The sequence below is a fragment of the Streptococcus pseudopneumoniae IS7493 genome (assembly GCF_000221985.1).
Lineage (GTDB): Bacteria > Bacillota > Bacilli > Lactobacillales > Streptococcaceae > Streptococcus > Streptococcus pseudopneumoniae.
Window position 1 is genome coordinate 402,534 of the sequence record NC_015875.1, and the last position, 13,557, is coordinate 416,090.

A 13,557-nucleotide genomic window follows, 5' to 3' on the forward strand; every position below is an offset into this window, starting at 1 on the left:
TATGTTTATTTCTATTAGTGCTGGAATTGTGACATTTTTACTAACTTTAGTAGGAATTCCGGCCTTTATCCAATTTTATAGAAAGGCGCAAATTACAGGCCAGCAGATGCATGAGGATGTCAAACAGCACCAGGCAAAAGCTGGGACTCCTACAATGGGGGGGCTTGTTTTCCTCATTGCTGCAGTTGTGGTGAGTTTCCTCGTCGCTCTTTTTTCAAAACAATTGACCAATAATGTTGGTATGGTTTTGTTTATTTTGGTCTTGTATGGTTTGGTTGGTTTTTTAGATGACTTCCTCAAGGTCTTCCGTAAAATCAATGAGGGCCTTAATCCCAAACAGAAATTGGCTCTTCAGCTGCTAGGTGGCGTCATTTTCTACCTTTTTTATGAGCGTGGGGGCGATATGCTCTCTGTCTTTGGCTACCAAGTGCATTTAGGGATTTTCTATATTATCTTCGCTCTTTTCTGGCTAGTCGGTTTTTCAAACGCAGTAAACTTGACAGACGGCATTGACGGTTTAGCTAGTATTTCCGTTGTGATTAGTTTGTCTGCCTATGGAGTTATTGCCTATGTGCAAGGTCAGATGGATATCCTACTAGTGATTCTGGCCATGATTGGTGGTTTGCTTGGTTTCTTTGTCTTTAACCATAAGCCTGCTAAGGTCTTTATGGGAGATGTGGGAAGTTTAGCTCTTGGTGGAATGCTGGCAGCTATTTCAATGGCTCTCCACCAAGAATGGACTCTCTTGATTATCGGAATTGTGTATGTCTTTGAAACAACTTCGGTCATGATGCAAGTCAGCTATTTCAAACTGACAGGTGGTAAACGTATTTTCCGTATGACGCCTGTGCATCACCATTTTGAACTTGGAGGATTTTCTGGTAAAGGAAATCCTTGGAGCGAGTGGAAGGTTGACTTCTTCTTTTGGGGAGTGGGGCTTCTAGCAAGTCTTTTGACCCTAGCAATTTTGTATTTGATATAAGAATAGCACCCTGATGTTTCAGGGTGTTTTTGCTTTTTAAAAAATATTGGTCAGTCAAAGTCAAAGCTCTTGACCTTTTCTGACTAATGTAGTATATTATGAACGTAAGGTAAATGAAAGCCTTACTAGAACACTTATGCTCAATGAAAATCAAGAGCAAACTAGGAAACTAACCGCAGGATGCTCAAAGCACAGCTTAGAGGTTGTGGATAAGACTGACGAAGTCAGCTCAAAACACGGTTTCGAGGTTGTAGATAAGGCGAAGCTGGTGTGGTTTGAAGAGATTTTCGAAGAGTATAAAAAATATTGGTCAATTAAAGTCAAATCCCTTGACCTTTTCTGACTAATGTAGTATATTATGAACGTAAGGTAAATGAAAGCCTTACTAGAACACTTATTTAAAGTAAAATAGAAAGAGGTGGGGTCTATGTTTAATCTAGAAATCTTCAGAAGTAAAGATAGTCTACTCCTGCTTGAAAAAGAAAAACCAGAAATAGTACCTAGAGTAGCGATTTAGCTAGTCTAAATTTTTTAAAACAAAGGTCAAAGATAGTCAATATCAGTATTAACAACTAAGTAAACAAAATGAGGTAAAGAATATGAACAACAATTTTAATAATTTTAACAACATGGATGATTTGTTTAACCAATTGATGGGTGGTATGCGAGGATATAGTTCTGAAAACCGTCGCTACTTGATTAATGGACGTGAAGTGACACCTGAAGAATTTGCTCACTATCGTGCAACCGGTCAATTGCAAGGGAATGTAGAAGCTGATGGACAAATGCAACAACAGGCTTCAGGTATAAAACAAGATGGTGTCCTTGCTAAACTGGGTCGAAACTTGACTGCAGAAGCGCGTGAGGGCAAGTTGGATCCTGTTATCGGACGAAACAAGGAAATTCAAGAAACATCTGAGATCCTCTCACGTCGTACCAAGAACAATCCTGTTCTGGTCGGAGATGCAGGTGTTGGTAAGACAGCTGTTGTCGAAGGTCTTGCTCAAGCAATTGTGAACGGCGATGTTCCAGCTGCTATTAAGAATAAGGAAATTATTTCCATTGATATCTCTGGTCTTGAGGCTGGTACTCAATACCGTGGTAGCTTTGAAGAAAACGTTCAAAACTTAGTCAATGAAGTAAAAGAAGCGGGAAATATCATTCTCTTCTTTGATGAAATTCACCAAATCCTCGGTGCTGGTTCTACTGGAGGTGACAGTGGTTCTAAGGGGCTTGCGGATATTCTCAAGCCAGCTCTCTCTCGTGGAGAATTGACAGTGATTGGGGCAACGACTCAAGATGAATACCGTAACACCATCTTGAAGAATGCAGCTCTTGCTCGTCGTTTCAACGAAGTCAAGGTCAATGCTCCTTCAGCAGAGGATACATATAAAATTCTTCAAGGAATTCGTGACCTCTATCAACAACACCATAATGTCATCTTGCCAGATGAAGTTTTGAAAGCAGCAGTAGATTATTCTGTTCAGTATATTCCTCAACGTAGCTTGCCAGATAAGGCTATCGACCTGGTCGATGTAACGGCGGCTCACTTGGCAGCTCAGCATCCTGTAACAGATGTGCATGCTGTTGAACGTGAAATTGAGGTAGAAAAAGACAAGCAAGAAAAAGCTGTTGAGTCAGAAGATTTTGAAGCAGCTCTAAACTATAAAACACGCATCGCAGAATTGGAAAAGAAAATCGAAAACCACACAGAAGATATGAAAGTGACTGCAAGTGTCAACGATGTGGCTGAATCTGTAGAACGAATGACCGGTATTCCAGTATCTCAAATGGGGGCTACGGACATCGAACGTTTGAAAGATATGGGTCATCGTTTGCAGACGAAAGTTATTGGTCAAGATAAGGCCGTTGTAGCAGTAGCAAAAGCTATCCGTCGTAACCGTGCTGGTTTTGATGAAGGCAATCGCCCAATCGGTAGCTTCCTCTTTGTAGGTCCAACTGGGGTTGGTAAGACTGAACTTGCTAAACAATTGGCGCTAGATATGTTTGGAACGAAAGATGCTATCATCCGTTTGGACATGTCAGAATACAGCGACCGCACAGCCGTATCTAAATTGATTGGTACAACTGCAGGTTATGTTGGTTACGATGACAACAACAATACCTTGACAGAACGCGTCCGTCGCAATCCATACTCAATCGTCCTTCTCGACGAAATTGAAAAGGCTGACCCTCAAGTCATCACCCTTCTCCTTCAAGTTTTGGATGATGGTCGTTTGACAGATGGTCAAGGTAACACTGTCAACTTCAAGAATACGGTGATTATCGCAACTTCAAACGCAGGATTTGGTTACGAAGCTAACTTGACAGAAGATGCTGATAAACCAGAATTGATGGATCGTTTGAAACCTTACTTCCGTCCAGAATTCCTTAACCGTTTCAATGCTGTCATCGAATTCTCACACTTGAGCAAAGAAGATCTTTCTAAGATTGTAGACCTTATGTTGGTTGAAGTTAACAAGACGCTTTCTAAGAAAGACATTGACTTGGCAGTGAGCGAAGCTGCTAAAGAATACATGACTGAGGAAGGCTACGATGAAGTCATGGGTGTTCGTCCACTCCGTCGTGTGGTTGAACAACAAATCCGTGACAAAGTCACAGACTTCCACTTGGATAACCTTGATGCTAAACACCTAGAAGCTGACATGGAAGATGGTGTTTTGGTCATTCGTGAAAAAGCCTAAGACAGAATTTTGAGCATAAAAAAGAAGGAGCCAGCTGAAAAACTGGTTCCTTTTGAGGTACGACGGGCATGTCGTGTAGTAGAGGTGTACTATTCTAGTTTCAGTCTACTATAGTAGCTCAGAAGTCGGTACTTAAACGTGCTATATCAAAACCAGTCCTGGAAAAACGTGGACTGGTTTCGTGTTTGGATTATTACCTTGAACGACATGCGTTAAAAGTTAGTTGAACCGCCGTATGCCGAACGGCACGTGCGGTGGTGTGAGAGGGGCTAGAGATTATCCCCTACTCGATTTTAAATCACATGACGTTCAAAGGCATCATCTGAAATCCCTTGTTCCAAGATGAGTTTTGCCCATTCTTTAGCAGAGAAGAGGCTGTGGTCCTTGTAGTTTCCGCAAGATTCGATGGTTGTCCCTGGGACATCTTCCCAAGTAGTAGTTTCAGCGATTTCCTTGAGCGAATCCTTGATAACAGCTGCGATTTTAGCACTGGCGTGACGTCCCCACATAATCATGTGGAAGCCTGTGCGGCAACCAAATGGTGAACAGTCAATCATGCCGTCAATGCGGGTACGGATGAGTTTGGCTAAGAGGTGCTCGATAGTGTGAAGGCCGGCAGTAGGGATCGAGTCTTCATTGGGTTGCACTAAACGAATATCATAATTGGAGATGACATCTCCCTTTGGCCCTGTTTCTTCCCCAATCAAGCGAACATAGGGTGCTTTGACAATGGTGTGGTCAAGTTCAAAACTTTCGACAATAACTTCTTTTGACATGGTAAATCCTTTCAGTTTTCTTCTCTCATTATATCATAAAGGTTGCTCCTGAGACAGAGAGAAAACCTCTCCGAGGATGGAGAGGTTGAAATCTTTACTTACGATATAAGCGGTCGTATTGGTAGTATGGGTCAAAGGTTACGTTGATACCCAGTTTACGAAGGACATTCTTGTCTTCATCAGTCAAGATGATGGTTGAGTGGGCTTCGCTTCCTTTGAGGTTGCCGAGTTCTTCCATAGCGCGGGCAGCATCAGGATTTTCTGTAGCTGTGATAGCAAGTGCAATCAGGATTTCATTTGAATGAAGGCGTGGATTGTGGCTACCGAGATGATCGATTTTAAGACCTTGGATTGGCTTAACAACTTCAGGCTCGATTAGTTTTACTTCTTTAGCGATGTCAGCTGATTTTTTGATGGCGTTGATCAAGGCAGCGGCTGTAGGGCCAAAGAGTTCTGAGTTCTTACCAGTGACGATTTCCCCATTTGGCAATTCAAAGGCTAGGGCTGGTCCACCAGTTTCTTCTGCTTTTTGGCGCGCAACGACAGCAACCTTACGGTCTGCAGGTGTGATACCGAGGTCGTTCATGAGCAACTCAATTTTCTTGACGGCAGCTTCGCCAACTTTTTCAGCTTTGAAGTCAAGAACTGTTTGATAGTAACGGCGGATGATTTCTTGTTTAGAAGCTTCGACAGCAGCCTCGTCATCTGTAATAGCGAAACCAACCATGTTGACACCCATATCTGTCGGTGAAGCGTATGGTGATTTTCCGAGAATACGTTCCAACATGCGCTTGAGCACTGGGAAGATTTCGATATCACGGTTGTAGTTGACAGTGGTTTCTCCATAGGTTTGAAGATGGAAGGGGTCAATCATGTTGACATCATCAAGGTCAGCTGTGGCAGCTTCATAAGCCAAGTTAACTGGGTGATGAAGGGGAAGATTCCAAACAGGGAAGGTTTCAAATTTAGCGTAGCCAGACTTGATGCCATTGATTTGGTCGTGGTACATATTGGACATACACGTTGCCAATTTTCCAGAACCGGGTCCAGGAGCGGTTACGACAATCAAGTTGCGACTGGTTTTGATGTAGTCGTTTTTGCCCATGCCTTCTGGGGAAATGATGTGATCCATATCCGTCGGATATCCTTTGATTGGATAATGAAGATAAGAATCAATTCCGTTTTTCTCAAGTTGGTTGCGGAAGGCATCTGCAGCGGGTTGGCCAGCGTATTGTGTAATGACAACGGAGCCGACAAAAATCCCTAATTCATTGAATTTGTCAATCAAACGAAGAACTTCTTGGTCATAAGAAATGCCTAAGTCGCCACGTGCTTTGGAATGTTCAATGTTGCTAGCATTAATGGCAATCACAACCTCAACCTGCTCTTTCAATTCTTGCAAGAGCTTGATTTTGTTGTCAGGTTCATAACCAGGAAGGACACGAGCAGCGTGGAAATCTTCTAACATTTTACCGCCAAATTCTAAGTAGAGTTTGCCGTCAAATTGGTTAATGCGTTCCAAAATATGGTCGCGTTGTAAATTCAAATATCGTTCAGAACTAAAAGCTTGTTTTTTCATTTTTTTACCTCTGACCTCTATTATAATAAAAAATTGGAAGTTAGGAAACTACGGAGTTAAAAAAGGAATCAAAAAGATTAGGCGAACGCTTGCATAAAAATCTGAAAAGCGCTATCATAGACTATAGATTATTAAAATAATGAGGTAAGAAGATGCAAGAAAAATGGTGGCACAATGCCGTAGTTTATCAAGTTTATCCAAAGAGTTTCATGGACAGCAACGGAGATGGAATTGGCGATTTGCCAGGAATTACCAGTAAGTTAGACTATCTAGCCAAGCTAGGGATTACAGCGATTTGGCTTTCTCCCGTTTATGACAGCCCTATGGATGATAATGGCTACGATATTGCTGATTATCAAGCGATTGCAACGATTTTTGGAACCATGGAGGATATGGATCAACTGATTGCGGAAGCTAAGAAGCGTGATATTCGTATCATCATGGACTTGGTGGTCAATCATACCTCGGATGAACATGCTTGGTTTGTAGAGGCCTGTGAAAATCCTAATAGCCCTGAGCGAGACTACTATATCTGGCGCGATGAACCCAATGACCTAGATTCTATCTTTAGTGGGTCTGCTTGGGAATACGATGAAAAGTCAGGTCAATACTATCTCCACTTTTTCAGTAAGAAACAGCCGGATCTCAACTGGGAAAATGAAAAACTTCGCCAGAAAATTTATGATATGATGGACTTCTGGATTGATAAAGGTATTGGTGGTTTCCGTATGGATGTTATTGACATGATTGGCAAAATTCCTGACGAGAAGGTAGTCAATAATGGTCCTATGCTTCACCCCTATCTCAAGGAAATGAATCAGGCCACCTTTGGAGCTAAGAATCTCTTGACAGTAGGGGAAACCTGGGGAGCAACGCCAGAGATTGCCAAGCTCTACTCTGACCCAAAGGGGCAAGAATTGTCTATGGTCTTCCATTTTGAACATATCGGTCTTCAGTATCAGGAAGGTCAGCCTAAATGGCACTATCAAAAAGAGCTGAATATCGCTAAGTTAAAAGAAATCTTCAACAAATGGCAGACAGAGTTAGGAGTTGAGGACGGCTGGAATTCCCTCTTCTGGAACAACCATGACCTCCCTCGTATTGTCTCAATCTGGGGAAATGACCAAGAATACCGCGAAAAATCTGCCAAAGCCTTTGCAATCTTGCTTCATATTATGAGAGGAACTCCTTATATCTACCAAGGTGAGGAGATTGGGATGACCAACTATCCGTTTGAAACGCTGGATCAAGTAGAAGATATTGAATCCCTCAATTATGCGCGTGAAGCTCTTGAAAAAGGTGTTTCGCTGGAAGAAATCATGGACAGTATACGTGTCATTGGACGTGACAATGCCCGTACCCCTATGCAATGGGACGAGAGCAAAAACGCTGGTTTCTCAACAGGTCAACCTTGGTTGGCAGTGAATCCAAACTATCAAGCAATCAACGTTCAAGAAGCGCTGGCAAATCCAGATTCTATTTTCTATACTTATCAGAACTTGGTCCAAATCCGTAAGGAGAACAGCTGGCTGATTCGAGCTGACTTTGAATTGCTTGATACGGCTGATAAGGTCTTCGCCTATATCCGTAAAGATGGCGACCGTCGTTTCCTAGTTGTGGCTAACTTGTCCAATGAAGAGCAAGTCTTTGTAGTAGAAGGAAATGTCAAATCTGTCTTGATTGAAAACACCCTAGCTCAAGAAGTCTTTGAAAAACAAATCTTAGCTCCATGGGATGCTTTCTGTGTGGAATTACTATAAATATTTTTTACAGAAAAATTTAAAATTGAAATCGCATAAAAACAAGGGAAGGCTGTATGAAAAGGCAGAAATCCTTTGTTTTTTATAACCAAGGTTTATAAACTTTCATTCTCGAAATTCAATTAACTTTACAAATTTCCACTATTTTGGTAAAACAAACCTATGTTACAAAAACTAACATAAAGTAGAAGGGAGATGAATACAAAAAAGAGTGTCCTTAGTGCAGGCCTGACTTTTGAATTTGCCTTGCTTTTAGCTGCTTGCGGACAATCAGGTTCAGATACAAAAACTTACTCATCAACCTTTAGTGGAAATCCAACTGCATTTAACTACTTGTTAGACTACTACGCTGATAATACAGCCATCATTACCAACCTAGTTGATGGTTTGCTTGAAAATGACAATTACGGAAATCTAGTTCCGTCTTTAGCAGAGGACTGGTCTGTTTCAAGCGGCGGTCTGACTTATACTTACAAATTGAGAAAAGTGCCAAATGGTTCACGGCTGACGGTGAAGAGTACGCCCCAGTTAAGGCACAAGATTTTGTGACAGGTATCAAGTACGCAGTGGATAATAAATCACAGGCCATTGACTTGATTCAAAACTCGATTAAGGGCTTGAATGATTATATTACAGGAGCGAATTCTGACTTTTCTAAGGTTGGGGTGAAGGCCATTGACGACCAGACTGTTGAGTATACTTTGTCACGGCCAGAACCTTACTGGAACTCAAAAACAACCAACAGTATTCTTTTCCCAGTAAACGAAGAGTTTTTAAACTCAAAAGGGAAAGATTTTGGTACCCTATCTCCAGATAGTATTCTCTACAGCGGACCTTATTTGTTAAAAGATTTCACATCAAAATCATCGATCGAGTATGCGAAAAATCCGCATTACTATGATCATGACAAAGTATCAATTGAACATGTGAAATTGGCCTATTTTGATGGTTCAGACCAAGAATTGACCATCCGTAACTTTGAAAGTGGAGCTTATTCTATCGCTGGGGTTTATCCAAATAGTTCTAACTTGGCTAAGACCAAGGAGAAATATAAGGATAATATCGTCTATAGCTTGCAGGACAAGACTTCTTGGTATTTCAATTTCAACGTTAACCGTAAGGCCTACAATCACACTGCTAAAACGACAGATGAGCAGAAGAAGTCAACTGAGACAGCTGTTTTGAACAAGAACTTCCGCCAAGCGGTGAACTTTGCCTTGGACCGCACAGCCTATTCTGCTCAGTCAAATGGGGAAGAAGCAGCTAGCAAGACTCTTCGTAACACCCTAGTACCTCCTACATTTGTCCAAGTTGGAGACAAGACCTTTGGAGAAGTAGTCGCTTCTAAATTGGTCAACTACGGAACAGAATGGTCAGGTATTAACTTGGCAGATGCTCAGGATGCCTATTTCAACAAAGAAAAAGCCCAAGCAAAATTTGTGGAAGCTAAAAAAGAATTGGCAAGTCAAGGTGTGACTTTCCCTATTCACTTGGATGTGGCTGTTGATCAGACAAGTAAAAATGCTGTGACAGGCATGAACTCAGTTAAGCAGACCCTTGAGTCAGTTTTGGGTGCTGATAACATTGTCATTGATGTTCAGCAACTTTCAACAGATGATTTTAATAATGTAGCCTTCTTAGCACCGACAGCAGCTGATCGTGACTACGATTTGAACTTTGATGGTTGGGTGGGTGACTATCAGGATCCATCAACTTATCTCAATCCTTTCAATGCAGAGGATGGATTCTACCTTAAGATTTTTGGACTAGATGCCAAGGAAGATAAGGAAAAAATCACTAGTCTAGGTCTGGATACCTACACTAAGATGCTCAAAGATGCAGATAGTGAAAACAAAGATGTAGCCAAGCGTTATGAAAAATACGCTGAAGCACAGGCTTGGATGATTGACAATTCTCTCATTATGTCAGCTATGTCAAGTGGTGGCACAGCATCTGTAACCAAAGTGACGCCATTTACAAGAGGCTATTCATTGGTTGGTATCAAGGGTGATGGCAATAACTACAAGTACATGAAACTGCAAAAAGACACTGTGACGACCAAACAGTTTGAAGAAGCTAAAAGTAAATGGGAGCAAGAAAGCAAAAAAGCAATCGAAAAAGCCCAAAAAGAAGCAGAAAAACATGTTAAATAGTTAGAAATAGCCTTTTCAAGCAAAATCCTAAAGACAAACATCAGTTTTGGTGCTTGTCTTTTTAAATCACTCGGCTATCGAAAACTGAGAAATGATTTGTTTTGTGCTAAAATAGATTGAAACGAATACTCAATAAAAATCAAAGAGTAACTGGGAAGTCAGCTCAAAATACTGTTTTGAGGTTGCAGATGGACGCTGACGTGCTTTGAAGAGATTTTCGAAGAGTATAAAGATCCTCTCTTTTACTATAGTTAAGGAGATGTAAAGATAAGTGATAAGGAAGAGACTATGTACGACTATCTAATCGTTGGTGCTGGTTTGTCGGGAGCAATTTTTGCTTATGAGGCGACTAAGCGTGGAAAAAAAGTAAAAGTTATTGATAAACGTGACCACATTGGTGGAAATATCTACTGTGAGAATGTAGAAGGGGTTAATGTTCATAAATATGGTGCCCATATCTTTCATACTTCTAATAAAAAAGTTTGGGACTATGTCAATCAATTCGCTGAGTTTAACAATTATATCAACTCGCCTCTAGCTAATTACAAGGGTAGCCTTTATAATCTACCTTTCAATATGAATACTTTCTATGCTATGTGGGGTACAAAAACTCCTCAAGAAGTGAAAGATAAGATTGCTGATCAAACGGCTCATATGAAGGACGTTGAACCTAAAAACTTGGAAGAACAGGCTATCAAGTTGATTGGTCCAGATATTTATGAAAAATTGATTAAAGGATATACTGAAAAGCAATGGGGACGTTCTGCTACTGACCTTCCACCGTTTATTATTAAACGTCTACCAGTTCGTTTGACCTTTGATAATAATTATTTCAATGACCGTTACCAAGGAATTCCAATTGGTGGGTATAATGTCATTATCGAAAATATGCTCAAGGATGTGGAAGTAGAACTTGGTCTTGACTTTTTTGCCAATCGTCAAGAATTAGAAGCTTCTGCTGAAAAAGTTGTCTTTACAGGGATGATTGACCAATACTTTGATTATAAACATGGTGAGTTAGAATACCGTAGTCTTCGTTTTGAGCATGAAGTTTTTGATGAAGAAAACTATCAAGGAAATGCTGTAGTGAACTACACAGAGCGAGAAATTCCTTATACTCGCATTATTGAGCATAAACATTTTGAGTATGGTACACAAGCTAAAACGGTTATTACTCGAGAATACCCAGCTGATTGGAAACGTGGAGATGAGCCTTATTATCCAATCAATGATGAGAGAAACAATGCTATATTTTCCAAATATCAGGAAGAAGCGGCAACAAATGACAAGGTTATTTTCTGTGGTCGTTTAGCAGATTATAAATACTACGACATGCATGTGGTCATCGAACGGGCTTTGGAAGTGGTCGAGGAAGAGTTGGGACAATAATGCAAGGATTCCGTTATTTTAGAATCTTTGCTACTTAAGATTTTTATACTAAACTAAAATAAAAAAGTATTATATAATAGTAATATGAAATCAACTAAAGAAGAAATCCAAGCTATCAAAACACTTTTAAAAGACTCTAGTACAGCTAAATATCATAAACTCCTTCAAATCGTTCTATTTCGTCTGATGGGTAAATCTTATAAAGAGATTATAGAGCTTTTAGGCTGTAATCAAACAACGATTTGGCCAACTGTAAAAAAATATGAGGAGTTCGGACTCGATTCTCTCCTTCAAGAAACACGTGGTGGTCGTAACCATGCATATATGACAATTGAGGAAGAGAAAGCCTTTCTTGCCTGTCATTTGAAGGCTGCAGAGGCAGGAGAATTTGTTACAATTGATGCCTTATTTCAGGCTTATACAAAGGAGTTAGGTTCTTCCTACCTTCTATCAACTCTTGAAGCACCATGGTTGGCGAAATATTAGGCCACGTCCAGCACATCCCAAGAAAGTAGACTCTCAAACCATTGTCGCGTCTAAAAATAAAATCTCAATTCAAGAAGAAAAGAAAGCGCTTTAAAACCAGTAGGCATTTTCGTAAGGTTCGCTTGATGTACCAAGATGAGGCTGGTTTCGGTAGAATCAGTAAACTGGGATCTTGTTGGGCTCCAATGGGAGTAGGTCCACATGTCCATAGTCACTATATACGAGAATTTCGCTATTGTTACGGAGCTGTTGATGCCCATACAGGCGAATCATTTTTCTTAATCGCTGGTGGATGTCATACTGAGTGGATGAACGCCTTTTTAGAAGAGCTTTCACAAGCTTATCCAGATGATTATCTTTTACTCGTTATGGACAATGCCATATGGCATAAATCAAGTACCTTAAAGATTCCGACTAATATTGGCTTTACCTTTATTCCTCCATACACACCAGAGATGAACCCCATTGAACAAGTGTGGAAAGAGATTCGTAAACGTGGATTTAAGAATAAAGCCTTTCGAACTTTGGAAGATGTCATGAATCAACTTCAAGATGTTATACAAGGACTGGAGAAGGAGGTGATAACGTCCATCGTTAATCGGAGATGGACTAGAATGCTTTTTGAAAGTAGATGAGTATAACTGGTTGATGAGACTGTGAAAAGAGCATAAAGACCAGCTTGCAAGCTGGTCATACTCTTCGAAAATCTCTTCAAACCACGTCAGCTTCATCTACAACCTCAAAGCAGTGCTTTGAGCAACCTACGGCTAGCTTCCTAGTTTGCTCTTTGATTCTCATTGAGTATCAGTATAGGTTATAAGAATAAGTCTTGTAGGGTTTTGGCAACCCCATCTTGGTCGTTGGTAAGGGAAATTTGCTCATCTGCATAAGGGAGTAGCTCTGGATTGGCATTTTTCATGGCATAACCCTTCCCAGCAAAAGCGAGCATTTCGGTATCATTGTGTTCATCTCCAAAGGCAATCAAATCTTTTTTGTCACGATTCATTATCTTGAGCAAGTAGTCCAAAGCAAAGGCCTTGTTGACACCTTTTGGGGTACATTCAAGGATATTGAGCGGACCTCCCCAGGTATTGATAGAAAGTTGATGCTGGTAGAAGGCGTTCATTTCTTTTGCCAAGGCATATTTGTCACTGGCTCTGGTCTGCAAGAGGATACAGTTAGGGTCCTTGGTCACCAATTCAGGCTGGAATTGATCTTCAGGCTGGAAAGCTTCTACACCAAATAGTTTGGGATTGGCAATTTCTTCATTGGGATTTGTAATGTAGAATTTTTTACGATATTCTCCAGCGATAAAATCGGCTTGAATGTCCTCTGAACGTTGAACCATATCTAGCAGATATTTTTTGTCTACAGTCAAACACTTTTCAAAATCCCAAACTTGGTCTGGTAAATGAGTAAGGGATCCGTTGAAGTTAATCATAGGAGTGTCTAAGCCCAGTTCACGGTAAAAATCTTTTGACATACGGTAAGGGCGACCTGTCGTAATAATAACCTGATGGCCTTTTTCAGCAACTTTTTTGATGGTTTTTTTGGTAAAGTCAGAAATTTGACTGTCTGAGTTGAGCAGGGTTCCATCTAGGTCAACTGCAATAATTTTTTTCGTCATATGGACCTTTCTAGTGTGTTTTCAGATAAGATGTCTTCTATTATAACAGAAAGCAGGCAGAAAAGCAGATTCCAAACAAAAAATGAAATTGGATTAATTT

The 13,557-nt window shown here is 40.6% G+C and carries 8 protein-coding genes and 2 pseudogenes; 7 read left to right on the top strand and 3 right to left on the bottom strand.

Annotated features, from left to right (window positions below; translation table 11 throughout):
• The first annotated feature begins 1 nt into the window (after position 1).
• The 3 genes from mraY to SPPN_RS02310 all read left to right on the top strand — a co-directional run bounded on the left by mraY (position 2) and on the right by SPPN_RS02310 (position 3,687).
• Complete coding sequence (gene mraY / locus SPPN_RS02300) at positions 2-982, top strand: phospho-N-acetylmuramoyl-pentapeptide-transferase (RefSeq protein WP_000470810.1); 981 nt, start codon at positions 2-4, stop codon at positions 980-982.
• A 136-nt stretch (positions 983-1,118) separates the two neighbouring features.
• Positions 1,119-1,325, top strand: a complete 207-nt coding sequence (locus SPPN_RS02305) for a hypothetical protein (RefSeq protein WP_000931277.1) — start codon at positions 1,119-1,121, stop codon at positions 1,323-1,325.
• A 256-nt stretch (positions 1,326-1,581) separates the two neighbouring features.
• Positions 1,582-3,687: an ATP-dependent Clp protease ATP-binding subunit gene (locus SPPN_RS02310; protein WP_001063430.1), complete on the top strand. Its 2,106-nt coding sequence runs from the start codon at positions 1,582-1,584 to the stop codon at positions 3,685-3,687.
• A 293-nt stretch (positions 3,688-3,980) separates the two neighbouring features.
• Here SPPN_RS02310 and SPPN_RS02315 read toward each other — a convergent pair whose 3' ends face one another.
• Both SPPN_RS02315 and SPPN_RS02320 read right to left on the bottom strand, forming a co-directional pair.
• A complete protein-coding gene (locus SPPN_RS02315; protein ID WP_000032561.1) occupies positions 3,981-4,463 on the bottom strand; it encodes an S-ribosylhomocysteine lyase in 483 nt (160 codons plus the stop codon).
• A 94-nt stretch (positions 4,464-4,557) separates the two neighbouring features.
• On the bottom strand, positions 4,558-6,042 hold the full coding sequence (locus tag SPPN_RS02320; protein WP_000743635.1) for a DUF1846 domain-containing protein: 1,485 nt from the start codon (positions 6,040-6,042) through the stop codon (positions 4,558-4,560).
• Between the two features lie 152 nt (positions 6,043-6,194).
• On the opposite strand from SPPN_RS02320, the gene SPPN_RS02325 reads away from it, so the two are divergent.
• The 4 genes and pseudogenes from SPPN_RS02325 (at position 6,195) to SPPN_RS11705 (ending at position 12,465) form a co-directional block, all read left to right on the top strand.
• Positions 6,195-7,802, top strand: coding sequence for a glycoside hydrolase family 13 protein (locus SPPN_RS02325; RefSeq protein ID WP_001156807.1), 1,608 nt, complete (start codon positions 6,195-6,197; stop codon positions 7,800-7,802).
• A 195-nt stretch (positions 7,803-7,997) separates the two neighbouring features.
• Positions 7,998-9,955 (top strand): annotated as a pseudogene (locus tag SPPN_RS02335) (peptide ABC transporter substrate-binding protein).
• 288 nt (positions 9,956-10,243) lie between these two features.
• A complete protein-coding gene (glf, locus tag SPPN_RS02340) occupies positions 10,244-11,344 on the top strand; it encodes a UDP-galactopyranose mutase (RefSeq protein WP_000272518.1) in 1,101 nt (366 codons plus the stop codon).
• A gap of 84 nt (positions 11,345-11,428) precedes the next feature.
• Positions 11,429-12,465, top strand: a pseudogene (locus SPPN_RS11705) (IS630 family transposase).
• Between the two features lie 179 nt (positions 12,466-12,644).
• Here the strand turns inward: SPPN_RS11705 and SPPN_RS02355 are convergent.
• The gene (locus tag SPPN_RS02355; protein ID WP_000162353.1) at positions 12,645-13,457 is read right to left on the bottom strand and encodes a Cof-type HAD-IIB family hydrolase; all 813 of its coding nucleotides are present in this window, start codon (positions 13,455-13,457) and stop codon (positions 12,645-12,647) included.
• Positions 13,458-13,557: the final 100 nt, after the last annotated feature.

Coding starts and splice junctions, on each gene's coding strand:
- SPPN_RS02310 (WP_001063430.1), top strand. CDS start 1,582: ATGAACAACAATTTTAATAATTTTAACAACATGGATGATTTGTTTAAC.
- SPPN_RS02315 (WP_000032561.1), bottom strand. CDS start 4,463: ATGTCAAAAGAAGTTATTGTCGAAAGTTTTGAACTTGACCACACCATT.
- mraY (WP_000470810.1), top strand. CDS start 2: ATGTTTATTTCTATTAGTGCTGGAATTGTGACATTTTTACTAACTTTA.
- glf (WP_000272518.1), top strand. CDS start 10,244: ATGTACGACTATCTAATCGTTGGTGCTGGTTTGTCGGGAGCAATTTTT.
- SPPN_RS02355 (WP_000162353.1), bottom strand. CDS start 13,457: ATGACGAAAAAAATTATTGCAGTTGACCTAGATGGAACCCTGCTCAAC.
- SPPN_RS02320 (WP_000743635.1), bottom strand. CDS start 6,042: ATGAAAAAACAAGCTTTTAGTTCTGAACGATATTTGAATTTACAACGC.
- SPPN_RS02305 (WP_000931277.1), top strand. CDS start 1,119: ATGCTCAATGAAAATCAAGAGCAAACTAGGAAACTAACCGCAGGATGC.
- SPPN_RS02325 (WP_001156807.1), top strand. CDS start 6,195: ATGCAAGAAAAATGGTGGCACAATGCCGTAGTTTATCAAGTTTATCCA.